This is a genomic window from Agrobacterium sp. GW821-FHT02D03 (assembly GCF_059421725.1).
In genome coordinates this window covers 821,499-846,686 of the sequence record NZ_JBWKVN010000002.1, presented here as the reverse complement: position 1 = coordinate 846,686, position 25,188 = coordinate 821,499, and the positions used below count along the sequence as shown (strand labels likewise).

At 57.1% G+C, this 25,188-nt stretch carries 20 protein-coding genes and 1 pseudogene; 11 read left to right on the top strand and 10 right to left on the bottom strand.

Annotated features, from left to right (window positions below):
• Positions 1-295: 295 nt before the first annotated feature.
• Positions 296-1,561 carry a plasmid replication protein RepC gene (repC, locus tag AC07U5_RS17260; protein ID WP_494723742.1) on the top strand — a complete coding sequence of 422 codons (1,266 nt, stop codon included), beginning with the start codon at positions 296-298 and terminating at the stop codon, positions 1,559-1,561.
• Positions 1,562-1,699: 138 nt separating this feature from the next.
• Positions 1,700-3,073: a cytochrome P450 gene (locus tag AC07U5_RS17255; RefSeq protein ID WP_494723741.1), complete on the top strand. Its 1,374-nt coding sequence runs from the start codon at positions 1,700-1,702 to the stop codon at positions 3,071-3,073.
• A 69-nt stretch (positions 3,074-3,142) separates the two neighbouring features.
• Here the strand turns inward: AC07U5_RS17255 and AC07U5_RS17250 are convergent, their stop codons facing one another.
• Positions 3,143-3,625 (bottom strand): pyridoxamine 5'-phosphate oxidase family protein, encoded by a 483-nt coding sequence (locus AC07U5_RS17250; protein ID WP_062423616.1) that lies wholly within the window; start codon positions 3,623-3,625, stop codon positions 3,143-3,145.
• Between the two features lie 122 nt (positions 3,626-3,747).
• Between AC07U5_RS17250 and AC07U5_RS17245 the strand changes: the two genes are divergently transcribed.
• Together AC07U5_RS17245 and AC07U5_RS17240 are read left to right on the top strand one after the other, a co-directional pair.
• Complete coding sequence (locus tag AC07U5_RS17245) at positions 3,748-4,191, top strand: PPC domain-containing DNA-binding protein (protein WP_494723740.1); 444 nt, start codon at positions 3,748-3,750, stop codon at positions 4,189-4,191.
• A gap of 360 nt (positions 4,192-4,551) precedes the next feature.
• Positions 4,552-5,997 (top strand): PDC sensor domain-containing protein, encoded by a 1,446-nt coding sequence (locus AC07U5_RS17240; protein ID WP_494723739.1) that lies wholly within the window; start codon positions 4,552-4,554, stop codon positions 5,995-5,997.
• Positions 5,998-6,012: 15 nt separating this feature from the next.
• Here AC07U5_RS17240 and AC07U5_RS17235 read toward each other — a convergent pair.
• A protein-coding gene (locus AC07U5_RS17235) for an IS3 family transposase (protein ID WP_113181014.1) occupies positions 6,013-7,115 on the bottom strand; the annotation gives its coding sequence in 2 pieces (ribosomal slippage) (positions 6,013-6,854 and positions 6,854-7,115; 1,104 coding nt in all).
• A gap of 84 nt (positions 7,116-7,199) precedes the next feature.
• Between AC07U5_RS17235 and AC07U5_RS17230 the strand changes: the two are divergent.
• The 4 genes and pseudogenes from AC07U5_RS17230 to gshB all read left to right on the top strand — a co-directional run.
• Positions 7,200-8,225 (top strand): annotated as a pseudogene (locus tag AC07U5_RS17230) (methyl-accepting chemotaxis protein); the annotation flags it as partial.
• A 501-nt stretch (positions 8,226-8,726) separates the two neighbouring features.
• A complete protein-coding gene (locus AC07U5_RS17225) occupies positions 8,727-10,490 on the top strand; it encodes a methyl-accepting chemotaxis protein (protein WP_443266767.1) in 1,764 nt (587 codons plus the stop codon).
• Positions 10,491-10,862: 372 nt separating this feature from the next.
• Positions 10,863-11,477 (top strand): biliverdin-producing heme oxygenase, encoded by a 615-nt coding sequence (locus AC07U5_RS17220; protein WP_113227101.1) that lies wholly within the window; start codon positions 10,863-10,865, stop codon positions 11,475-11,477.
• Positions 11,478-11,628: 151 nt separating this feature from the next.
• Entirely contained in the window at positions 11,629-12,585 is a 957-nt protein-coding gene (gshB, locus tag AC07U5_RS17215) for a glutathione synthase (protein WP_062423610.1), read from the top strand.
• A 62-nt stretch (positions 12,586-12,647) separates the two neighbouring features.
• Here gshB and AC07U5_RS17210 read toward each other — a convergent pair whose 3' ends face one another.
• Positions 12,648-12,851 carry a hypothetical protein gene (locus tag AC07U5_RS17210; protein ID WP_062423609.1) on the bottom strand — a complete coding sequence of 68 codons (204 nt, stop codon included), beginning with the start codon at positions 12,849-12,851 and terminating at the stop codon, positions 12,648-12,650.
• 186 nt (positions 12,852-13,037) lie between these two features.
• On the bottom strand, positions 13,038-13,925 hold the full coding sequence (locus AC07U5_RS17205) for an AraC family transcriptional regulator (RefSeq protein WP_494723738.1): 888 nt from the start codon (positions 13,923-13,925) through the stop codon (positions 13,038-13,040).
• Positions 13,926-14,027: 102 nt separating this feature from the next.
• On the opposite strand from AC07U5_RS17205, the gene AC07U5_RS17200 reads away from it, so the two are divergent.
• Positions 14,028-14,765: an SDR family oxidoreductase gene (locus tag AC07U5_RS17200; RefSeq protein ID WP_494723737.1), complete on the top strand. Its 738-nt coding sequence runs from the start codon at positions 14,028-14,030 to the stop codon at positions 14,763-14,765.
• Between the two features lie 191 nt (positions 14,766-14,956).
• Here AC07U5_RS17200 and AC07U5_RS17195 read toward each other — a convergent pair whose 3' ends face one another.
• The 6 genes from AC07U5_RS17195 to AC07U5_RS17170 form a co-directional block, all read right to left on the bottom strand.
• A complete protein-coding gene (locus AC07U5_RS17195; protein WP_494723736.1) occupies positions 14,957-16,888 on the bottom strand; it encodes a methyl-accepting chemotaxis protein in 1,932 nt (643 codons plus the stop codon).
• Between the two features lie 634 nt (positions 16,889-17,522).
• Complete coding sequence (locus AC07U5_RS17190; RefSeq protein ID WP_440598783.1) at positions 17,523-18,443, bottom strand: SMP-30/gluconolactonase/LRE family protein; 921 nt, start codon at positions 18,441-18,443, stop codon at positions 17,523-17,525.
• A gap of 33 nt (positions 18,444-18,476) precedes the next feature.
• The gene (locus AC07U5_RS17185) at positions 18,477-19,424 is read right to left on the bottom strand and encodes an ABC transporter permease (RefSeq protein WP_440598782.1); all 948 of its coding nucleotides are present in this window, start codon (positions 19,422-19,424) and stop codon (positions 18,477-18,479) included.
• Complete coding sequence (locus AC07U5_RS17180; RefSeq protein WP_440598781.1) at positions 19,421-20,362, bottom strand: ABC transporter permease; 942 nt, start codon at positions 20,360-20,362, stop codon at positions 19,421-19,423. Before AC07U5_RS17180 ends, AC07U5_RS17185 begins: the two co-directional genes overlap by 4 nt.
• Positions 20,359-21,822 carry an ATP-binding cassette domain-containing protein gene (locus AC07U5_RS17175; RefSeq protein ID WP_494723735.1) on the bottom strand — a complete coding sequence of 488 codons (1,464 nt, stop codon included), beginning with the start codon at positions 21,820-21,822 and terminating at the stop codon, positions 20,359-20,361. Before AC07U5_RS17175 ends, AC07U5_RS17180 begins: the two co-directional genes overlap by 4 nt.
• Before the next feature lie 91 nt (positions 21,823-21,913).
• The gene (locus AC07U5_RS17170; protein WP_062423601.1) at positions 21,914-22,927 is read right to left on the bottom strand and encodes an ABC transporter substrate-binding protein; all 1,014 of its coding nucleotides are present in this window, start codon (positions 22,925-22,927) and stop codon (positions 21,914-21,916) included.
• A 292-nt stretch (positions 22,928-23,219) separates the two neighbouring features.
• On the opposite strand from AC07U5_RS17170, the gene AC07U5_RS17165 reads away from it, so the two are divergent.
• The gene (locus AC07U5_RS17165) at positions 23,220-24,458 is read left to right on the top strand and encodes a GAF domain-containing sensor histidine kinase (protein WP_494723734.1); all 1,239 of its coding nucleotides are present in this window, start codon (positions 23,220-23,222) and stop codon (positions 24,456-24,458) included.
• Position 24,459: 1 nt separating this feature from the next.
• Positions 24,460-25,182 carry a response regulator transcription factor gene (locus tag AC07U5_RS17160; RefSeq protein ID WP_062443644.1) on the top strand — a complete coding sequence of 241 codons (723 nt, stop codon included), beginning with the start codon at positions 24,460-24,462 and terminating at the stop codon, positions 25,180-25,182.
• Positions 25,183-25,188: the final 6 nt, after the last annotated feature.

The window sequence follows — 25,188 nt, the reverse complement described above, 5'->3', positions numbered from 1 at the left end:
AGCCCGTCTGCTGCGCGAGGTCAACCAAGGCTTTGCGATAGCAACAGGTTCGAACACGACATCCAAGCGCGAGACGGCTTTCTCAAGATTCGACGCGCTTTAACGAAACCAACGAGTGAAACAGAAACAGGAGCATCTGGCCCAAAAGAAAAAAGCCCCCGAACGTTGCCGCGCGGAAGCCTTTCTTTGATTTAAGCACCCGAAGAATCTCATTTCCGCGAATCATAGTCAAGAGTCTTGGCATCGAATTCTTTTCGGTGAGCGATTTTCTTTTGCCTTTTTGAAGGTGAAAGACATGAATAGCGATACTGTAACGACGCCCTTTGGGCGGCGAGGGGTTAGTTATGCCCAACTCGCACATCAATTTGCGTCTCAACGCATCAATACGGAACATTCCATCGACAAGTGGAAACTTTTCCGTCGGATCTGTGAAGCAAGAACCGTCCTAGGCGTTTCGGACCGGTCTCTGGCCGTTCTCAACGCACTTCTCAGCTTCTATCCGAAAACAGAACTGTCCGACGAACATGGTTTGGTGGTCTTCCCATCCAATGACCAACTGTCACTGCGGGCCCATGGAATGTCGGAGCAGACATTGCGCCGGCATCTTGCAGCGCTCGTTGATGCTGGTCTCATTCTGCGCAAGGATAGTCCAAACGGAAAACGCTATGCCAGGAAGAATCGCGCTGGAAGTATCAGCGATGCTTTCGGATTCTCGCTCGCACCTCTCATCGCACGCTCTGACGAGATCGAAGCCATTGCGGACATGCTGGCCGAGGAGCACCTTCAGCTCCAGCGCATGCGTGAAAAGATCAGCCTGTGCCGGCGTGACATTGTCAAACTCATCGAACTTCTTGCCGACTGCACCGACCAAGATCGACTGGATGTCTTTCACGCACGTCAAATCGTCGTCACTGCAAAGATGGATCGCAAGACAAAGGCACCGCAGCTCAACCTTATTCTCGATGAACTGAGCGAAATCCGGAACGATATTGCTAAGCTTTTGGAAAAACAGCTAGAAATCGAAAAAATAAGCGCCAATGCCTATCAAAATGAGCGGCTTATACAGAGTTCAGAATCCGAATCCTATTTTGAAGATGGCAGCCCTGTGGAAAACGCGAACACTCCGGAAGCGGAGATGGCAGAGGCACATCCATTGGCGATCAACGCAAACCAATCCTCGAAAAGCGAGGGAACCCTCAGCGAAGAGAAGTATGATCTCCAGACGGTGCTACGAGCCTGCCCTGAGATCGCGCTTTACGGCCCCAATGGCACTGTGAGGAGTTGGATGGACCTCAAAACTGCAGCCAATGTGGTGAAAACCATGCTCTCTATCAGTCAATCGGCTTATGATGAAGCAGAGAGACAGGTAGGCCCACAAGCCACCAGTGCAATCATAGCGTGTATTCTGGAGAGATCTGGACAGATCAATTCCGCCGGTGGCTATCTGCGAAGCCTGATCAAAAAGAAGCATACCAACAGCTTCAGTGTGAAACCGATGCTGATGGCGCTTCTCCGGTCCAAAATGTCAACCAACCTGGCTCCAGCATCACTTCGTTGCTGAAAAACACCTCCCATGACGCATATTCGGCCCGCTGAACCACAAGAGCTAAGACAACGACCGAGATCAAAACGAGTACCGTAGACACCCCATCCCTTCGCAATCTGCATTGGGCTTCCCATATCAGAAACAAGAAGAGCAATGACACGGAGCAGCCCATTGAACGACCAGAGCGTATCACTGAAGCCCATGGGACCTGTGACGGAAGCGTCGACGGCCAGAGCGCTGCTGGCGCTTATCCGCAACCCACTCGAAGCACTGCCACCTGCAGTCTTCACCGAACCCCTGGTGTTTTCAAAAGTCGCCGGGCGGGTCAGCATCTACATCTCCGACCCAACGCTGATCCATGAGGCGCTTGTGAAGAATGCGGATGTGTTGGGAAAGGGGGATCAGGTTCGTCGTGCACTTGGCCCCGCGCTTGGGTCAGGACTATTGACGGCCGACGGGGCACACTGGAAATGGCAACGCCAGTCAGTCGCCAGCGCGTTTCGCCCATCTTCGTTGACGGCACTTCAACCCACCATGCTCGACGCTGCCAGACAAACGCGCGACCGATTGTTGGGCCACCAAGGTGGAACGGTCGATATTGGCCACGAGATGATGAAGACGACCTTCGATATCATTGTCGAAACGATGATGTCCGGTGGTCATGGCATTGATGTTGAACGGGTTGAGCGCAGCATCACCGATTATCTTCGCCCTAGCGGCTGGACCTTTGCACTTGGTGTCGTCGGCGCACCGGACTGGACTCCCTATCCGGGAAGACAGCGGGCCATGAGGGCGGTGGAATTTTTGCGCTCGAGCCTGATGAGCGTTTTGGAAGAGCGCCGGTGTAACCCGTCGGATCGTCAGGATCTCGTTTCCATGCTGATCTCCGCGAGCGATCCCGAAACCGGGCGTATGATGACCGATGTCGAGATCATCGATAATCTCATGACCTTCATCACGGCCGGCCATGAAACGACAGCTCTTGGTCTCGCCTGGACCTTCGATCTTCTGGCGCGAAATCCCGAATGCGAGGCCCGGGTGTTGGCGGAAATCGAAGAGGTCACGCGAGGCGGGGAGGTGAGGCCGGAGCACATCGGGGAACTCGATTACACGAGGCAGGTGTTTTCCGAAGCAATGCGGCTTTATCCACCAGCTCCGATCATCACGCGGACGGCGCTAAAGGACTTCAAGCTTGGAGATTATCTTGTGCCGGAAGGCACCGTCATGTTTGTTCCAATCTATGCCGTCCATCATCATGCCGCAATCTGGAATGAACCGGAGAAATTCGATCCCGACAGATTCCTGACTGATGCGACGAAGGCCCGGCACCGTTATGCCTATATGCCTTTTGGGGCAGGCCCGCGCGTGTGCATCGGCAACGCTTTCGCCGTGATGGAAGCCGTCGCGGTTTTGGCCGTTATCTTGCAGAAGATGCGCTTGAGAACGGACGGCATCACGCCCGAGCCGCTGATGAAGGTAACGCTGAGACCGAAAACCAGCCTGAAGATGAAGGTGGCATCGGCGTGATACTGGGCTGAGAGCCATCTGCAGGCTCGCGAGAAAATGGCCAGCGGGTCGTCGCTGGCCATAATGGTTTCACATATCGACTTTGGCGTTTTCGCCCATATCTGGACGCGTGTTGCTGACGGCTGCGGCGGCCATCTTGATGTAGCTAATGACGGTGCCGGGGCTGTCCCAGTACTCAGCGGAGGAAGGCATGACTTTCAGGACACGAATGGACGGGTCTTCCGCACTGTCCCACCACGCTTTCGCCGGCGTCGACCACAGGTCTCTGATCCGCTCACGGTCGTTTTGAACCTCAGCGGTACCGGAAATCGAGACGTATTTCTGTCCCTTCGAGTCGGCGAAGGCGAGGCAGACATTCGGGTGTCGGGCGATCTCCTCATCCTTGTGACTAGCAACATCGGTGAGGAAGTAAAAAGCATTCTCCAATCGCTCTGCATGCGCCGCCATGGGGCGTGCGCGAAGGTCGGACCCGGTCTGCGTTGTCAGCATGCAAAAGCCGATCTTTTCAGCCAGATCCCAAACCTTGGTGGTGTCGTCTTCGATATGTGCCATCTGGCCCTCCTCTGATCGATCCTCCCTCAACGAGCTTCGCTATGACATCGTTCCTCTCAAGGAACTTCGAACGCACACGGCCATTTTTCCTTCAGGTCCTATCGGTAGAGAGAGACAATCACATGCAAAGCAAAGAACTGGGTAAAAGCGATCCATGGAGCGAACGCAACTTCGTGCTCGTCCTGGACGATGGCGAAGAGGCGTTTGGCGCCATCACCAAATTCTGCGAGGAGCAGAACATCACCGGAGCATCACTCACCGCAATCGGTGCTTTCAAACGCGCTAAGCTCGGCTTTTTCGACTTCGCCCAGAAACGCTATATCGACATTCCGGTCGATACCCAGTCGGAAGTTCTAAGCGCCATCGGGGATATGGCCGTCGACGACGAAGGAAAAGCCAGCCTCCATATGCATGCTGTCCTCGGTTTTGCCGATGGTTCAACCAAAGGAGGGCATTTCATCAGTGGCATCGTTCATCCGACATTGGAGATCATCATCCGCGAAAGTGCCGTCGCTTTGCGTCGACGCAAGAGGCCTGATCTGGGGATCGCGCTTCTCGATGTGTGACGGGGTTGCTTCGGATCGCGTGCCCCGGCGATGTCTCGTCTAGCGCTTGTTCAAAGCTCAATATAAGAAATCATTAAATAAACCTTGGCGTTTAACCGCCGTTGTGAATCATCTAATGATTTCAGATAGACAATGTCTTCTAAAAAGACGCGCAGATGCCGATATAACAATTATCAAATTTTTATAAAATACTTTCCCTGTAAAAGACGCAATTGTGAGACGAACAGACGATCATTTTAGCAATGTAATGATTTTTATATTGAATTTCTAGTTATGGAATTCACCGGTAATATTCGACGTTAACCATTCGTCAGACGTTTCGTTGGGAACTTGTCTCGAATTCAAACGAGAGGAAATCCCATGCAGTTCCGTTCCCTGAAAAGTAAAATAGCAGTCTTATCCGCCTTCAGTGTTCTCGCGGCCGTGGGTGGACTGTTGACCTATAGCCTCATAGCAACGCAGAACAGTCAAGCGGTCGTCGCAGAGAGCGTGTCGGAGTTGACGCGCGACTTGACGAAGGAAAGCCTGCAGCGCCTTGCCACAGCACAGGCTAGTAAGATTCAGGGGTCGCTCAACGAAGCTTTCGATGCCGCCCGCAACATGGCGCGTAGCTTCGAAGCCCTGACGGATGGCAATACCTCTATTCCCCCAGAGACGCGCAGAGGTCGCCTCAATCAGATCCTGCTGAATGTGCTGAAGGACAATCCAGCGTTCAACGGCACCTATAGTGCATGGGAACCGGGTGCTCTGGATGGGATGGACGAGCGTTTCAAGGACAATCGCAAGGCTGGCTCAGACGCGACGGGCCGTTTTCTGCCCTACTGGACGCGAAACGCCGCGGGTCAGATCGATATCCAGCCTCTGGTGGAATATGACAGCCGGGATCTACATCCCAATGGCGTCACGAAAGGGGGCTGGTATCTCGGTCCCCAGAGCGGTGGGGGCGAGAGCATTCTCGATCCATTGCCCTATGTCGTTCAAGGCAAGAATGTCTATCTTGCCACCATGTCGGTGCCGATGACGGTCAACGGCCGCTTCGCGGGCGTAGCCGGCGCAGATTTTGACCTGTCTTCCGTTCAGGAACTGGCACAGTCCGTAAAAGCCGGAATCTACAGTGGCCGGGCCGTCGTGGAAATTATCAGCCACAAGGGCCTGATCGTCGCCTCCAGCCGCAATCCGGACCTCATCGGTCAACCATTTAACCGCAACGATCCTGAACTTCGCGCCGTCCTTCAAAAAATCCAGGCCGGTGAAGCCAATGTCTATAACGACGAAAAGGAACTGCGCGCCATCGCGCCGATCATGATCGGACGGACAAAAACGCCCTGGTCCGTCATGATCGAGGTTCCCGTCGAGGTGGCGCTCGCCAAAGCTGCCGACCTCGATCATACGCTTGCGCAGATGAGTACGCGTGACGGCTGGATGTTGGCGGCCGTAGGTCTCGCAGTCCTGCTCTTCGGTGTCGCCACAATGTGGTATGTGGCCCGCTCCATCGCAGCCCCGATCAGTTCCATGACATCGGCGATGAGCAGGCTTGCAAATGACAATTTCGACGCCGTCATTCCCGGTATTGGACGACCTGACGAGATCGGAAAGATGGCCGCAGCCGTGCAGGTCTTCAAGGAAAATGGCCTGCGCGCACGGGCGCTGGAAAAGGAGACTGAAAGCAATCGTCGTGAAACCGAGGAGGAGCGGCGTCGCAGTGCAGAACGTGATGCCAAGCGGAACGACGAGATGCGTCACGCCACCGAAAATCTCGCTAAGGGTCTTGAACTGCTCCCAGACATTGGACCAGCGGAGGCTTGAGTTTTCCGGCTTCAGTCAGGGAGGCGGGCTGGTTACGCTTCCCGGATTCATCAGTGCGATCGGGACCTTGTTGCCGATCGCACCATGTGGCCGAACCTCATTGTAGTCTCTACGCCAATCCTCCATCTTTTCGCGGGCATCCGCAAGGGTCAGGAACCAATGTTGGTTCAGGCATTCTGCCCGGAAGCGGCCGTTGAATGCCTCGATGAATGCGTTATCGGTCGGTTTACCAGGGCGTGAGAAGTCCAGTGTGACGCCTTTCGCATAGGCCCAGAGATCGAGATCGCGGGATACGAACTCGGTGCCCTGATCGACTCGGATCGTCTTGGGATAGCCGACCTGACGGCATACCCGCTCGAGCGTTTGCACAACATCTTCACCGCGATAGCTGTGCCTTGGATCAAGCACCGGGACGTAGCGTGAGAAGGTATCCACCACGGTCAGAACGCGTAGCTTCTTGCCGGTGGCGAGCTGGTCGTGAACAAAGTCCATCGCCCAGATATCATTCGGCCCGACGGCCATTTGTCGATCCGCCCGCAGCTTGGCTTTCACCCGGCGTTTCGGTGTCTTGTTACGCAATTGCAGGCCCAAGTCCCTGTAAATGCGGTAGGTACGCTTGATATTGGTACCCCAACCCTCGCGCTCCAGCAGCACATGCACACGACGATACCCATAGCGGACACGGGTCTCGCAGATCTCACGGATACGACGCTCAAGACCGGCCTGATCGGCACGGCGGGAGATGTAGTGGTGGGTCGACCGATCGAAGTCCAGCGCCCCACAGGCACGCCGGATCGAGATCGCCCAGTCCTGGCACATGCCTTTCACCATCTCCCGCTTGCGAGCAGGCCTTAGAGCTTTCGGCGAATGACGTCCTGCAACATCTCGCGGTCCAACGTCAGATCCGCGACAATCTTCTTCAGCCGTGCATTCTCGTCCTCGAGCTGCTTCAGCTTCTTCATCTCCGGCGGCAACATGCCCGCGTATTTTTTCTTCCAGTTGAAATAGGTCGCCTGGCTGATCCCTGCCTTCCGGCAGATTTCCGCAACCGTAACGCCTTCATCACCCTGCTTTAAAATGAACGCCTTCTGTGCGTCCGAAAACTGCGATGCCTTCATCGTCTTCCGTTCCTTTCACAGCCAGGAAAAATGCACCGGAAAACTCTAGCCAAAAATGGTCCAGTTTGAAGGGTTCAGATCAGTCTCAAGCGGGTTGCCGAAGGCGATCTGACTTTCAGCTTCGGCGAAGCCTTCGCCGATGAATACGAAAGCTTGCGGCGAGATTTCAATGCAGCGGTGACACAGTTGAGGCAGGCGATGGTTTCCGTCGCGGCGGCCACCACCGCAATCGACGATGGATCGCGTGAACTCAGCCAAGCTGCCAACGATCTTTCCAGGAGGACGGAACAACAAGCTGCGGCGCTTGAGCAAACCGCTGCGGCTCTTGATGAGATTACGGCAAACGTCTCAAGCTCAACCAAGCGAGCGCAGGAAGCGCGCACCGTTGCGATCGATGCGAATGAGGCAGCGCGCAAATCCGGAGTTGTGGTGGCGGACGCCGTGGATGCCATGAAGCGCATTGAGACGTCGTCGAGCCAGATATCCAATATCATCGGTGTGATCGACGAAATCGCCTTCCAGACCAATCTCCTGGCCCTTAATGCCGGTGTAGAGGCGGCTCGTGCTGGCGAAGCAGGCAAGGGTTTCGCCGTGGTTGCGCAGGAGGTTCGCGAACTCGCCCAGCGCTCTGCGCAAGCGGCGAAAGAAATAAAAGGGCTGATCCGCAATTCATCGATGGAAGTGGAGGGCGGTGTCAGATTGGTTCAGGAAACCGGGGCCGCTTTGAAAGCGATCGAAGACTATGTGGCGACTGTCAATCACCACATGGATGCGATCGCAACGTCTGCACAGGAGCAGTCCCTCGGTCTCTCAGAGGTCAATGCCGCCGTCAACCAGATGGACCAGACAACCCAGCAGAATGCCGCGATGGTGGAAGAGGCAAGCGCGTCCAGTACCTCGCTTGCCAACGAAGCAGATAAGCTGCGCCGGCTGGTCGCGCAGTTCGAGACAGGCGGAACGCTATCCCGGCAGACCGCCGCAGCCCGGCCCGAGGCAGTCCGCTATGACCATAGGGCAACGCAATCGCCAGCGCGGCGTCTCCTCGCCAAAGTAGCAGGTGGTGTCGGTTTGCGTGGAGAGGCCGCTGCTGAAAGCTGGGAAGAATTTTAAAGCATGTCGCGCAAAACTGTGCAGAGCGGTTTTGAGATAACGATGCGACAAAACAAGAGCCTAGAGCGTAATGAGCGAATCTGAGAAATCGCGACAAACTTTAAGGATACCCGACGACATTTATTCTGTGCCCAGGGACGATGTTTCGACCCGTCCCTGGGCCGCACCATTCGATAGCGACCACCGACTTGGAAAGGCTTTGTCGCTGCAAATAGAATGCTGCGGTATGTGTCTCCACCGGCGGACGAGCGAGACCTCGGGATTTTCTATTTCTCGCGCCAACGACGCTTTCAAAGCATGTCGCGCAACTGTGGTCGCCAGTATCGCAATAACGACATTCGACAGAAAAAAGCCTAGAGGCACAAGGAGGTAATCTGAAACTTCGCGACATGCTTTAGGCTGAAGTACTGATCTAAATTAGTAGGAACCAATTTTTTCACGACTAAATTATTAACTTCAATATGAGAGGTTCGTCCAAACCGCACTTCAGGAACAAAGACCATGGCGCTTTTCTTCAATTCCGATGCCGCAAAAATATTAAATGCACTGGACCTTTCCTTTGCAGTCATCGAGTTTGACGTGGATGGCAACATCCTTAAAGCCAACAAAAACTTCTGTGACCTGATGGGATACTCGCAAGCGGAGCTTCGGGGGAAGCATCACAGTATTTTCCTGGACAATGACTATGCGCGGTCTGCCGATTACAAGACCTTCTGGAACAAGCTTCGCGGCGGAGAATTTGTTTGCAGCGAGTTTACCCGTCTTGCCAAGGACGGGACCGAGATCTTCATTCGCGGCAACTACAATCCGATCAAGAACAGTTCCGGCAAAGTGCTGAAAATCATCAAGTTTGCCAACGACATCACGCAAACCAAGATGCATGGTATCGACACGGGTGCGAAGATCGAGGCGATCTCAAGAGCGCAGGCGGTGATCGAGTTTAAGACCGACGGCACGATCCTTTCTGCGAACCAGAACTTCCTGCAGGCGCTTGGCTACACGGCCTCGGAGGTTGTGGGCAAGCACCACAGCATGTTCGTTGACCCAGCCTTTGCGGCAAGCCCTGACTATGCAGAGATGTGGCGCAAGCTCAACGCCGGCGAGTTCATCGCCGACGAGTTCATGCGCGTGGGCAAAGGCGGCCGCCACGTCCACATTCAGGCATCCTATAATCCGGTTTTCGACTTCAAGGGGCGGGTCATCAAAATCGTCAAGTTCGCAACGGATGTGACGGACCGCGTCGAAAACGTCGAGAGACTTGCCAATGCTCTGACGAGCCTGGCGCATGGCGATCTGTCGCAAACAATCGATAAGCCCTTCATGGCGGCACTAGACCGACTGCGCCGTGACTTCAATGCCGCATCGGCCAGGCTGCGGGATGCCATGGCGACCGTGCGCAACAATGCCGAGACGATTTCCGCCGGCGCCCATCAAGTCCGCATCTCCGCTGACGATCTGGCAAAACGGACGGAGCAACAGGCAGCTTCGGTGGAAGAGACAGCCGCGGCGCTTGAGGAAATCACCACGACGGTGAAGGATTCGAGCCAACGCGCGGAAGACTCCGGCCAACTGGTCGGGCGTGCGAAGGCCCACGCGGACCGTTCCGGTGAGATCGTCAACGAAGCCATGGTGGCGATGGACCGGATCAATCAGTCTTCGAATGAGATTTCCAATATCATCGGCGTCATCGACCAGATTGCCTTCCAGACGAACCTGCTTGCCCTGAATGCGGGCGTGGAAGCCGCGCGTGCCGGAGAAGCCGGAAAGGGCTTTGCCGTCGTCGCCCAGGAAGTCAGAGAATTGGCGCAACGTTCGGCCTCGGCGGCGAAAGAAATCAAGACGCTGATTACTGCTTCCGGTGCACAGGTTGCTAACGGTGTCACGCTGGTTGGCAAGGCTGGCGAAGCGCTGCAGGAAATCGCCGGCAATGTTCAGGACATCAACAAGGATATCGGTGCCATCATCGAGTCCGCCCGTGAGCAGTCGACCGCTCTCAACGATATCAACCGCGCCATCAACCTCGTCGACCAGGGCACGCAGCAAAATGCGGCCATGGTCGAAGAACAGACAGCAGCAAGCCACGGGCTTGCAACAGAAGCGAAGGCACTCTTCGCTTTGCTGGAGCAGTTCCGTTTCGATGACCGCCCGCCGGCAAACCCGGTGACGTCCAAACCCGTTCAGGCCAGACCGCCGGTCCAGCGCGCCAGCCCAAAATTCGCCTCGCATGGCAATGCCGCGGTGAAGGCTGAATGGACGGAGTTCTGATACGGCCATCTCAGGTCTGGCGCTATCAGTTCCCACAGTTCCGATCGTCTAGAGCGCAGTGCGTCCTGTTGGACGCACTGCGCTCTATCGTCTTTAAATCGACGCATCGTGCTTTCCAAAAATCGAGTCCGAACTTCTAGCCGATGCTGTAGGGATCATAAAAAGTGCTAAGCCTCAGGAGAAACGCTGCTCTTGACGCCACAGCTTGACTTTGCACGGGATTGTCTCACCAATCGCGAGGGAGCGTCCCCGGGGCTCTCCCGCCTCAAGGCCGTGTATATGGCGCATTTAAATTTGACTTTAAAAGGAAAGATTTTTATGTGCAAAAACGCTGATGAAAGCGCAAATCTATAAACAGGACGATCACAGAATATGAACAGCGTGAGCCCCATCGTGGATGAGAGCCAAATCGAACCCAGCCGCACGAAGCGTCTGAAAGCGAGCACGCGTGACGCCCATGGTGCGCTCGACAGCTTCATCATGACCGCCAAGCCGTTCGAAAGCCGCGAAAACTTCGGCAAGTTCGTAAAGACGCAATATCTCTTTCACAAAGATCTCGACGCGCTCTTCTTCAATGCGACGCTTGACGGTCTTCTGCCGGATCTGAAAGGACGCCGTCGAATCGGGCTGATCGAACAGGACCTTCAAGATTTGTCCCTCGATGCCCCGGAAAATCAGGGTGCTCGCTTCCAGCAGGATGACCAAAATTTCGATCTGCCGGAGGCAATGGGCTGGCTCTACGTGGTAGAGGGTTCCAATCTCGGTGCTGCTTTTCTGCTGAAAGACGCTGCCAAACTGGGACTTGGAGAAGAGTTCGGCGCACGCCACCTTGCCGGTGCTCCGGAAGGCAGGGGCCTGCATTGGCGTACGTTTACCGCAGCGCTCGATGAGATCGAGCTGACGGAAGAGGAGGAGCGCCGTGTCGTTTCGGGTGCGCAAGACGCCTTCGTCGCGGTTCACAATTACGCCCGTCAGATGATGGCTTAAATTGCTTCGATCATCATGAGAACATCTTGCCAAACGTCTGAGTGACGGAGCAGACCTGTGTGAATAAAACTCACAGATCACGCTTGCAGCGCTGGTTGTCTTTAAAGGTGCTCTATCCTACATCAGACGGGCTTTTGAAAAGGAATTGCGCATGGCGAAGATCAAGAACGTTGCGATCCAGATGGATCATGTTTCCGGCATCAACATTGCCGGGGATTCAACATTCGCCATCAGCCTTGAAGCCCAGGCGAGGGGATATCGCCTGTTCCACTATACGCCAGACCGCCTGTCGATGCGCGATGGAAAGATTTACGCCACCGTCGAGCAGATGGAACTGCGCGATATCAACGGCGACCATTTTTCGCTGTCCGAACCTGAGCGGGTCGATTTATCGACAATGGATGTGATCCATCTGCGCCAGGATCCGCCCTTCGATATGGCTTACATCACCTCCACGCACCTCTTGGAGCGCATTCACCCGAAGACTCTTGTCGTCAACGATCCGGCCTGGGTGAGAAACTCGCCTGAAAAGATTTTCGTCACGGAGTTTGCGGATTTGATGCCCGCAACCCTGATCACCAAGGACGTTGCCGAAATTGCCCGCTTCCGTCAGGAGATGGGCGATATCATTCTCAAGCCCCTTTACGGAAACGGTGGGGCAGGGGTGTTCCACTCCACCCGTGACGACCGCAATTTCTCCTCGCTCTTGGAAATGTTCGGCCAGATGTTCCGCGAGCCCTATATCGCGCAGCAATATCTGCCGGACGTGCGCAAGGGCGATAAGCGTATCCTACTGGTAGATGGCGAACCCGTTGGCGCCATCAACCGCGTGCCAGCGGAAAACGACGCGCGCTCCAACATGCATGCTGGCGGTCGACCCGAGCCGACTGAACTGACGGCGCGCGAAAAGGAAATCTGCGAGCGCATCGGTCCAGCTCTGCGCGAACGTGGCTTCCTCTTCGTCGGCATCGACGTTATCGGCACCTATATGACGGAAATCAACGTCACCTCTCCAACCGGCATTCGCGAAGTGAAGAAGTTCGGTGGCGCCGATGTCGCCAGCCTTCTTTGGGATGCGATCGAGCGCAAGCGCGACGCTCAGGGCTGAAGCCACCACCACAACGCAACTGCCATCAGACCGTCTCAGCCGGTTCGATGGGGTATTCTATCTTAGCGCCTCAATCCCAGAAGGATTAGCACGAAGGCGGCCGCGAGCGGCAGCCATAAGTGCATGAGGCCGATCGCGCTGAAGACGGGAAACTCTTGCCTGCAACCTGTCGGGTTCATGCCGCAGCCAAGCGGGACAAAAAAGAAGAACCAGACGAAGGTCAGACAGACGAGTAGCGCCCCTGCGATCAGCAATATTATCTTCACCTCACTCTCCTTTCGGCCAGCCGCTTCCGGCAGTTTGTGAAAACGTACTGCCGGACGTGCTGAAGCCTTTGGTCGGTATCATTACCACGTCCATGATAGACCGCTAACATACAAACAAACCAACGCGCCATCGATTGATCGCGTCTATCATGTGATGCTTCGAACCGGTGCGGAGAGCCATAGCTGTTATACCCCTCTTGGCGTATGTCCTGTGACGCGCTTGAAGGCGTGGGCGAAGGCGCTTTGCGAGCTGTAGCCGACGGCAAGTGCCACGTCCGAGATGCTGCCCCCATTCGCCAAGTGCCGCTGTGCCAGGACCATACGCCAGCGTGTCAGATAGTCCATCGGAGCGCGGCCGACGCGCTGTGAGAAGCGCAGTGTCAGGGCGGAGCGCGACATGCCGATTTCTCTTGCGAGAGCATCGATCGTCCACCGGCGGGCCACATCGGCATGCATAAGCCTGATCGCCTTTGCAACACGAGCGTCCCCAAGCGCCGTAATCCAACCGACATTCGCAACCGGAGCGCTGGAGATATAGGAACGGACGGCCTCAATAATAAGGATTTCGGCGAGTTTCCCAGCCACCAGATCTCCGCCGATCTGACCGGCATCGGCCTCTTCTTTCAGCGCGGACAGGGTCCGAGCGATTGATCGGGCACCTGGTGAGCCAGGATCGACCCGCAGAAATGCTGGGAGTGCATCGAGGAGAAAAGACGCGTTCACACTGGCAAACCCGCTGCCGCCGCCGATCAGCATCGTGTCGCAACAATCTCCTAGACGCACTGTGTTGTGACCGGGAGGAGCATAGAGCGCCATACCATCGGAGGGCTCAATGTCCGGGTGGCTTGCCACCGCGTAGGAGATGTTGCTGAGCAGGATGACATCTCCCTCAACCAGCGCTTCCGGATCACGACCAGGCAGCACAAGCCAGCAACGTCCCGTCAGGACGGCGACGAATTTCAAGCGCTGCCTTCCGTCGAACGATAAGGCCCAGGTGCCACCCGCCTCAAGGCTCGTCCCACGCACCCTGCGCGGTTCCAGGACGGTCAGGACATCGGAGAGAGGATCATTCATTTCTATTTTGGCTGATTGCGACAAAGATCGAACCTATCGAGCATAGATCGTCCAAGAATGCCATCCTATCCTGACGGCTATTAAGTCAGAAAGGAGAATCTCATGACCATTCAGGGCAAGGTTGTCGCGATTACGGGTGCCGGACGCGGAATTGGACGGGCGACGGCGCTTCATCTGGCCGCACGCGGTGCGCGCGTGGTGCTTGGGGCGCGTAGCGAGACAGAACTCCTCGACGTGGCACAGGAGATCGAAAGAGCGGGTGGTGAGGCGGCGTTGCGCAGCACCGATGTGACGAGGAGAGCTGACCTTGAATCGCTCATCCGTCTTGGCAGCGACCGGTTTGGCAGGGTTGACGTTATCGTCAACAATGCCGGCATCGGCCCGATTTCCCGCTTCGATGCGTTGCGGGTGGAGGACTGGGACGCGATGATCGACGTCAACCTGCGCGGAGCTCTCTATGGAATTGCCGCTGCGCTCCCAGTCTTTGCGCAGCAAGGGAAAGGCCATGTGATCAACGTCATTTCCACGGCGGGTCTGAAAATCGTGCCGACCATGGGCGTTTACGCCGCTACCAAGAACGCGCTACGCACCGCGACCGAAGCGCTAAGGCAGGAAGCCGGCGCGAAGCTGCGGGTCACGGAAGTCTCTCCCGGCTTCATCGACACGAGCTTTGCCGATTCATCAATCACCGATCCGGACGTAAAAGCCATGATCAACCAGCAGAAGGAGCGGTTGGCGATCTCGCCGAACGCTATCGCGTGTGCTATCGCCTTTGCCATAGAGCAGCCCGAGGATGTCGAGATTGGCAGCGTCGTTGTCCGTCCGACCGCACAAGATTAGGGCCGGTTATGGTTCTGCTCACTGCTACGGACTGCTCGCCTTGGCTATATGAACGTGACATCGCTCAAAACGTCATTGCGCCCACATCCGGGGGCCTCCGGATGCAGGCGCAAGCGCGGGTTCGTCTCAAGACAATGGCTTTGAGGCCGTAGCGATCCTCGAAAATCATCTACGGCTCACGCGCTTGCCGATCAGACGACTTGTCGGAATTCCTCGTCTGCACCGTCCGGGCCACCCATCGACATGTCGAGTGCGAAGCCGTTGGCGCGGGCCTGCTGGGCGTGGACGGATTGCGACGGTGCAGGGCGACGAACCGGAGCAGCAGATTTTGCCGCAGGACGGTGCGCTACCGATGGAGCCGCAGGGCGAGCCGGGGCGGCGCGACCATTCGTATGGGCACGCTCGACCTTGAAGAAGGCGATGCTGGCCTGAAGTTCTTCGGCCTGTGCGGCCAGTTCTTCCGAGGTGGCGGACATTTCTTCGGAAGCACCGGAGTTCTGCTGCGTCACCTTGTCGAGCTGCTGGATCGCTTCGTTGATCTGGCTGGCACCGATATCCTGCTCGCGGCAGGCTGCGGAGATTTCAGCCACCAGTTCCGCGGTCTTGCGGATATCTGGAACCAGACGGTTCAGCATTTCTCCGGCTTCGGTTGCGACCTGAACCGTCTCGCCGGAGAGCGAGGAGATTTCAGCGGCTGCCGCCTGGCTGCGTTCTGCCAGTTTGCGAACTTCGGAAGCAACGACGGCAAAGCCCTTGCCATGCTCACCGGCACGCGCGGCTTCGACGGCAGCATTCAGTGCGAGAAGGTCGGTCTGACGAGCAATTTCTTGAACGATGGAGATCTTCTGCGCAATCGTCCGCATGGCGACCACAGCACGGCCAACCGCTTCACCGCTGGCCTCTGCATCCTTGGAGGACTGACGCGCGATCTTTTCGGTCTGAGCCGCATTGTCGGCGTTCTGCTTGATATTGGCTGCCATTTCTTCCATCGAAGCCGAGGCTTCTTCGGCAGAGGATGCCTGTTCGGTTGCTCCCTGCGACAGCTGCTCGGAAGACGAAGACAGTTCCTGGCTGCCGGAGGAGACATTGTCTGCTGCGGCCAGCGCATCGCTAACGACGCCGCGCAGGCGTTCGACCATCGACTGAAGAGCGATGCCGAGCGTGTCACGCTCCGATAGAGGCTTCGGAGTGACGGTCAAATCACCGTTCGAAATCTTATCCGCGACACTTGCGGTTTCGCGCAGATTGGTCACCATGTTCAGCATCGCGATGCCAAGCGTGTCCTTCTCGGAGAGAGGCTGCACGTCCTTTGACAGATCGCCAGCCGCAATCGTGCCAGCAACATCGGCTGTTGCACGGAGATTACGAGTCATTGTGTTAACGCGATCGACAAGGTCCTTGATCTCGTCGTTGCTACGGATCTGAACATTCTGCTCAAGGTCGCCCACAGCAATTGCTTCTGCTACCGTCATAACCTTGCGCAACCCCGAGCTGATACCCAGGGCAATCCAAAAGGCGGTGAGGACTGCAATGAGAATCGCTGCTACAGAGCATGAAATCAGCATAAATCTGGTTTGATTATAGTCGTCTGAAGCTACCTGTTTAGACTCCTGCAGTCGTGCCCTGTTCATCTGGACGCCTTCATCGAGCTTCTTCGTCAGGGCGTTGGCGGCGTCGCGTCCTTCTCCGGCAGAATAAGCCTCGGCAGCATCGGTGTTTCCTTCGTCTATCAGAGCACGCACGCGATTGTCGCTGGCTTCGAAGGCTGTTGTGATCGTCTGCAGATCCGCCCAGTAGGAGCGCGTCTCAGAACTTGCCGTTGCCGCCATCTCATTCAAGAGTTCCGTGAGATGGGCTTTGCTTTCATCACCCACCTTTTTGTGTTGAAGCATTTCCGCAGGGGACTTCGCCAGGATCATGTTTTTCTGCGCCCGGATCGTCACAAGCGACAAGGCATTTATCTGGTGGACCTTGTCGAGACGAGGAACGGTGCCTTCAACCACTTCGTTCATCGCGTCTCTTGCTATGCCCAGGCTATAGATCCCATATCCTGAGGTGCCCGCTAGCATGAGAATGAGAAGACCGAAGGCGAGAGCCAGTTTTGTTTTGATGGTGAACCGCATATCAGACGTCCTTGAACGCGAGGTTATTGTCGAGAAGACACCAGGCCAGAGCCATTGGCTCGAGCTGTGGGTGGCGCCGACTGGAATGTTGAAGTTCGCAGCTAAGTGGGCTTCGGGATGAATACTATGTAAGGGTAGTCGTAGATTCCGCGCCCGTAACCCGGCACCAAGCAGCTAAGTGCTGAGGAAAGCCATTCAGTTAAGGTGGTTCTAGGTGCTTACGAAACAGCGTTGGAGGGCGGTTGATCGGGCTTATCGGCTGCGCAGGGCACAGACGCTAAGGCAGCAAAGCGACGTGTTTCGATCAGTGTGGTCGGCATGATTTTCTCATCGCATGAGAGTTAGAAACTCCGCATCGACCCTTCCAGGATGGTCGGCGCTCTCGGATCAAGCGGCATCTTTAAAGGAGACCCGTGCGCATCATGCGTGCGAGGAAGACAATCCTTGAAGGATTTCAAGGGTAGCTTTTGAATGGAATCAATTTATCGGTTTGTGGTAAAAATAACGTTACTGCTTTTGGCAAACAACAATTGTTGCCAGGAACCTCGCCCTCGATTTGAGGGCCGCGACGACTTCTTAAAAGATACCCTTGGTGCCCTAGTTGACCCAACGACGTCGATGACGCGGGCTGGCCTCACGGCGTTTGCGCACCCGTCGTCGCGAGATAAACGGAGTAGAGGGATTTGGTCGCCGTGATGAAGAGCCGGTTCTTCTTCGCACCGCCAAAAGTCAGGTTCGCCACCGTCTGCGGCACCTTTATCTTTCCAAGAAGCGTACCCTCTGGTGAGAAGCAGTGGACACCGTCGCCGGCGCTCGTCCAAAGGTTACCGGCCGTATCGAGGCGGAAGCCGTCGGGCAGGCCACTATCCAGGTGGCAGAACTCTTTGCCGTTCGTCAGCGTCTTACCATCGACCACGTCGAACACCCTGATATGACGCGGGCGTGAGACATCATGGCTGTAGGAGCTGTCGGCAACATAGAGTTTTGTTTCATCCGGGGAAAATGCCAGGCCATTCGGCTGCACGAAGTCGTCGACGGCGATCTCCACCTCGCCGGATGCAGGATCGATCCTGTAGACATTGCGGGTCTTCTGTTCCGGCTCGGATTTATAGCCTTCATAGTCGGAAAGAATGCCGTAGGTCGGGTCGGTGAACCAGATGCTGCCATCGGATTTGACGACGACATCATTAGGTGAGTTCAGCCGCTTGCCATTATAGCTGTCCGCCAGCACCGTGATCGAGCCGTCGATTTCGGTCCGCGTCACGCGACGGCCGCCATGCTCGCAGGAGATCAGCCGGCCCTGACGGTCTCGCGTATTGCCATTGGCGAAATTGGACGGCTGGCGGAAAACGGAAACTCCGCCATCCGGCACCCAGCGAAGAATGCGCTCGTTTGGAATGTCGCTGAAGAGCAGGCAGTTGAGGTCGGCGAACCAGACCGGTCCCTCGCTCCAGCGGCAGCCGGAATAGAGTTCTTCCAGTTCGGCGTTGCCGACGATCAGATGTCGGAAGCGGTCGTCGCGAATGTCATAAACGGAGCTTTGATCTTTGGTCATGGGCGTCAATCGGCTTGAAAGTGTTGCGTTGGTTCAGCGGGTGGCTTTGGGGCCGCTCGCCAGAAAAATCACGGAAATGATAATGAGGCCAGTGAGGATAAGGCGCGCGCCAGCACCGAACCCATAAGTGTTCAGCATCGAGACCACAAGGAACATGAAGAGCGATGCGCCCCAGATGCCCGGCACGTTGGAATCGCCGCCGGCAACGGCTGTGCCGCCGATGACGACCACGGCAATCGACATCAGGAGATATTCCGACCCCATGTTGAGCGCTGCACCGCCGGAAAAGCTTGCCAGAAGATATCCGGCGATGGCGGCGAGGACGGAGCAGAAGACGTAGGTGGTGAAGCGCGCGCCATCGACGGGAATGCCGGTCATGCGGGCCGCAAAGGTGCTCTGGCCTATGGCCGAAATCCAGCGCCCGTAGAAGGACCGGTCAAGCAGCACCCAGGCGATGACCGAAAGGAAAAGTGCAACGAGCGCCACATTCGGTATGCCCAAAGTACTGGAGATAGCGAAGTTAGCCAGTGTTTCAGGTGGTCTGATCCGCAGCCCGCGATTGGACCAGATCGCAATCGACTGAACGATGAAGCTCATCGACAGTGTCGCGATGATGGGCGGGATTCGTAAAAGCTTGATCAAGGTGTAGTTGCCGATACCCACCGCAATCCCGATGAGGATGGCGACGAGCAGTCCGGGAAGGATAAGACTGTCGGACACATCCATGAACTTTAGCGCCAGCGTGCCGGACAGCGTCATGGTGGCGGGGACGCAGAGATCGATATTGCCTGGCCCAAGCGTGATGACGAACATCTGGCCGATGCCGACGATGACCGAGAAGGCCGCGAATGTCAGCGCCGCATGGGAAAGCCCGAAGGAGCTTGCGCCGCCGGTGAACATCACGGTGATGACCCAGACAGCAACCGTCGCGGCAAAGGACCAGATCCACGGTTTTTTGGTGAAGGCAGCGAGGCGGCTCATTGGTTTTTCTCCCGCTTCTCGAGACGGTTGAGCAGAATGCGCAGGGCAAGCACGATGATGAGGATCGCGCCCTGTGCACCGATCTGCCAGTCTGGCGAAATGCGCATGAAGGACAGGAAAGAGCCCGCGAGCGTCAGCGTCAGAGCGCCGATCACAGCACCGATCGGGGAAACACGCCCGCCGACGAATTCACCACCGCCGAGAATGACGCCGGCAATCGATAAAAGCGTGTAGCGCAGAGCAATATTGGCATCGGCCGACGTCGTCAGTCCGACGAGCGCTATCCCCGAGAGGACGGCAAAGAAGCCCGCCAGTGCAAAGGTCGCAGCACGGATGCCGACCACCGACCAACCGGACCGCTCAACGGAGCGCAGATTGCCGCCGACGCCGCGCATCAGAACGCCGAAGGACGAGCGCATGACGATGTAATGGGCGACCACTGCGATCACGATGCTGGCAATGATGGCGACCGGGATGAATGGCGGCTTTGCCGTCATCAAGGCGCGCACGAAGGCGGGTGCCTGTCCACCAGGGGACGGCAAGATCAAAACGGCGAGACCACCCCAGACGAAGCTCATTCCGAGTGTTACGACAATGGAGGGCAGGGCGCGCAGGTGAATGACGGCGCCAAGCACCGCATAGACGGCGATCGCCGCTGCGAAAATGCCGATTCCGATGACGGGAGAATCCTGAAGAAATGTTGCGGTCACGCAGGCGCAGAAGCTGACGAAGGTGCCCATCGACAGATCAAGATCGTTGACGGACATGATCAGCATCTGCGCGATGGTCGCAAGTGCAATCGGCACCGCCAGATTGAACAGCAGGTTCATGCCCGTATAGCTCATGGCCCGCGGCTGCATGTAGAAGACCGCAATTAGCAGGAAAGCCAGCGACGCGGCGGGAATGACAAGGCGAAGGGTGTTGGCTGAAACTTTCATGGCTGCGCCTCCCCGGAAAAGGATGCAGCCAGCACATTCTGTTCGGTAATGTCGTCGCCGACAAGTTCTGCCTGTATGGCACCATCGCGGAACACATAGACGCGGTCACACAAGCGAATCTCGTCCATCTCCGTCGAGTACCAGATGAAGGTCCGGCCGTGCGCGGCTTCCGTTCTCAAGATGTCGTAGACCTCCTGTTTGGTGCCGATATCGACGCCGCGCATCGGGTCGTCCATCAGCACGGTGCTGGCGGTCGTCGCCAGCGCGCGAGCGAAGAGCACCTTCTGCTGGTTGCCGCCGGAAAGTGAGAGAATCTTGTTGCCCATGTCGGGGGTACGAATTTCGATCCGCTTCTTCCACTCGGCGCCGAGTTCGCTCTCACGTGACCTGTCCACCAATCCACCGGACGAGATGTCGCGCAGTGATGCGACCGACAGATTTTTAAGAATGCTCCAAAGTGAGAAGGTGCCGTTCAGGCTACGGTCCCCTGCGACGAAGGCGAGGTCGGCCTTGCGGTTGGGCAGCCAGCTGCTGTTCTTTGCCAGATAAAGATCGAGCAGCGCTTCCGTCTGGCCATGACCGCCAAGGCCGGCAAGACCAATGATCTCGCCGCGATAGGCCTCAAACGCGATCTCTGAACCGCGGCGTTGCGCCATGGAGAGAACTTTTTCACTAGACCGGACGCGGGCAGTCTTCTGCCTGTCCTGATCCTTGACGACACTGCCCATGGCTTCGACCAGCGTCCGTGTGGTGAATTCGCTTGCAATTCGATTGGCGACGACGCGGCCATCCTTCATCACGACAATGCGGGTGGCGGTCGACAGGATCTCACCGAGAATGTGGGAGATCAACAGCACCGAGCCGCCCTCGCGCACGAAGCGGCGCACATAGGCCATGAGTTGCTCCGCTAGACCTGCATCGAGCGAAGAGGTCGGTTCGTCGAGAATGACGAGCCGGGGCGCATCCGGCGTGCGGCAGAAATTGATTGCGATTTCCACCATTTGGCGTTCTGCGATGGAAAGGTCGGAAATCGTCGCTTCGCAATCGATCCCATGGCCTGGAAAGATGTCGTCGATGGTTTGGCGTATCGCGGAAAGCGCGCGTCCACGCCAGTTCCGGCCGCTCATGCCGGGATGCATGATCCGCACATTCTCGCTGATCGTCAGGTTCGGGCAGAGGGATAGTTCCTGGAATACGCAGCGAGCACCGCCTGCGCGTGCTGCCGAAATGCCCTGTCGACCCGGTGCTCCGCCATACGAGATCGTGCCCTCATGCGGTGTCAGTCCACCATTGATGACATTGACGATGGTGGATTTGCCTGCGCCATTGTGGCCAACGAGGCCAAGACATTCGCCTGCGCGGATGATGAGATCGGCGCCGTCCAGTGCCTTGACGGCGCCGAAGACGACTTTGACGCCGCGTGCGGCGACGACTTCTTCCGTCTCGATGATGTCATTCATGAGCAAAACGCCAACGATCTGAAATGATGAAAAAAGGGATGGCCGCTGCGGCGACAAGTCAGCCGCAGCGGATAGGAGGCGATGTTCGGCCTTACTTGCCGGCAATCACCTTCTGCGCATCAGCCTGGGAGTAATCCACATTGGCAACGCCACCCTTCTGGGTGTTTTTCAGGTTCTCTTCGAGATTGTCCTGATCGATCCGCAGGAAGGGAACGGTGAGATCCTTCTTCACATCCTTGCCGTCGAGAATCTGCTGTGCCACCCAGAAGGCGAGCGTCGAGACGCCGGGCGCAATCGAGACCGACATGGTCTTGTAGCCGCTGGCATCCTTCTGCTGCTTCCACCATTGCAGCTCATCTTCACGGTTACCCATGATGATGGTCGGGGTCGGGCGCTTGGCCGCGGCAAACGCCTGGGCAGCACCGTAACCGTCACCACCCTGGGTCACGACAGCCGCGATTTCAGGCAGGCTTGGCAGGATGCCGGCGACGGCGCGCTGTGCGACGTCCTGAGCCCAATCGCCATTCACCGAACCGGCGATCTTGAACTGCGGGTTCTTAGCAACGCCTGCGGCGATGCCCGCATGGATCTCGTCATCGACGGAGACACCAGCGAGGCCGCGGATTTCAAGCAGGTTGCCGCCCTTCGGCATGGCCTTTGCAAGATAGTCGATCTGGCTTTCGCCCATGGCCTTGAAGTCGACGGCGATGCGCCAGGCGCAAGGCTCGGTGACGATCCCGTCGAAGGACACGACGATGATGCCGGCATCACAGGCTTCTTTAACCGCGCCGTTCAGCGCTGTCGGAGAAGCAGCGTTGATGACGATCGCATCATAGCCCTGGAGGATGAGGTTCTGGATCTGGGCTGCCTGCTCCGTTGCCTGGTTTTCGGCAGTGGTGAAGGCGTCCGCGGCTGCGACCTGCTTGTCGGCAACCGCCTGCTTGGTGATCTTGTCCCAACTCGTCAGCATCGCCTGACGCCAGGAGTTGCCGGCATAATTGTTGGAGAGCGCGATTTTCTTCGCCGATGTATCGGCGTGAGCGGTGATGGGCATCGCGGCGCATAGGACAGCCGCCGATGCGAGAAGCATCTTTCTAAAAGCCATTGATTTTCCTCCCTGTGGCTTGCTCTTTTGGAGCCTGGAATATGTTTCGCCGCAAACCTTCCCCACGGCGGAAACGCAATTCCGTTGCACTGGAGCTCCTTTCCCCAGTAAGAGCTAAAATGACGAAGATGGGCCGGCTTGTATAGGCGCATCACGGCAATCTTCGTGCGGACTTACGCATAAAGCTTGCGGGTTCCCGCAAGACGAAGAGCGTTGCGGAGCGCAGAATGCGAAACGGGCGCTTTCAACAGATCGCCGCCCGTTAGGAAGATGCTTGGGAGGGCATCGGCACATGCTGGATAAACCGAGCAGCACGCTGTTTCACCACTATATGGGCATATCGCGTCTGCTCGCCGGGCAGCTTGAGTTCAACGCCATCATCCAGGCCGTGGCGACGGAAATCAGCCATATCATCCCCCATGACCACATGGATGTCTGCATCAAGCAGCTCGATGACAAATATCATATTGCCTATGAAAGTGGCCTCGCCAGTGCGTGGAGCCTCCAGCCGCCAGCGCTTCTGACGGGCAGCCCCATACGCTCGGTTCTGTCGGGCGAGGTCGATTATCTCCTGAGTGGGGACGCCTGCGCCGACCCACGCTTTCATTTCGACGGCGCGTTCTCCAGCCCGATCCACGAACTCGATCTGCACAGCCGTCTGCATGTGCCGATGAAGGTGCATGGCGATATCATCGGGGCACTCAGCTGCTCGTGCCATCAGTCCAATGCCTATACGATGGAGGATGTCGCCAATGCGCGTGCAGTCGCCGATCTCCTGGCGCCTTATTTCTATGCGATCCGCGCCGCCGAGCAGGCCAAGCGCTCGGCCATCGAAGAAGCGCAGGCCAATGCCCGGGAGGAGGGCTTGCGCCTCGGTGCGCTGCAACTGACCGAAGCACTGGAGGCCGAGCGCCAGCGGATCGGCATGGATTTGCACGATCAGACGTTGGCGGATCTGACGCGGCTTGTACGTCGAGTGGAACGCATAAGCCACGCGACCGAAGTGTCGGGAGAAATGCTTGAGCCGGTGATGCGCAGCCTGCAGCAATGCATGCAGGATTTGCGCGGCATCATCGAGGAAGCCAAGCCATCCATCCTGCAGCTTTTCGGCCTGGTTCAGGCGATTGAAACCTATCTAGACAGGTCGGTGAGGGACAGCGGATCGCCGATCGACTGGTCTGTCTCCGATACCACGGACGGGCTTGTCGACAACCTGGATAACTCGGTCGCCGTCTCATTGCTGCGCATCGTCCAGGAGGCGGTGAACAACGCCATCCGCCATGCACAGCCGACGATGATAGAGGTGGAGCTATCGCAGGCGGATGATGCGCTGCGTGTCACGGTGTCGGACGACGGTTGCGGCGTTCCCGACGATAGCGGCTCCGGTGGAGGCCTTGGCATCGGCAACATGAAGACGCGTGCGCGACTGATTTCGGCGCATTTTCATCTCGGCCCCAACGCTCGGGGGACCGGCACCTGCATCACCCTGACCTTACCGACCGGGCTCGGCGAAAAGCCTGAGGAGGCATAAGATGGACGTTCTGATCATCGAGGACGACGTTCTGCATCGCGCCTATCTCAACGAAGCGGTGAGGGCGGCTCTGCCGGAATGTGGCACGGTACTGGAGGCGGAGAACGGAAGGGCAGGTGAAAAGCTGGCGCGGGAAAATCGCGCCGCCCACATTGTGATGGACCTGCAGATGAACGAGCGAAACGGCATCGAGGCCGCCCGCACCATCTGGAAAGAGAGGCCGGATACCCGCATCCTCTTCTGGTCCAACTATTCAGATGAAGCCTATGTGCGCGGCGTCTCCCGCATCGTGCCCGAAGGGGCCGCCTATGGTTACGTGCTGAAATCCGCCTCGGACGACCGCCTGCGGCTGGCGCTGCGCAGCATCTTCATCGAGGCGCAATGCGTGATCGATCGCGAAGTCCGGGGGCTGCAGGAAAAGAGCCTTGGAAAGGCGCACGGCTTTTCCGATGCGGAATATGAAATTCTGATCGATATGGCGCTTGGGTTGACGGACAAGGCCATTGCACGGCGTCGGAACCTGTCGCTGCGCAGTGTGCAGAACCGCCTGCAGAGCCTTTACGAGAAACTGAACGTGCATCAGTCGACGGGGGAGGACGAGGCGGAAGGGCGATATAATTTGCGCACCCGCGCCATCACCATTGCCTACCTGCGCAAGCTTTTGAACTACAGCGCGCTGGAGAGAGCCGAACGCGAGTTGGCCGAGTGGCATGGGGGAAAATGACGAAGG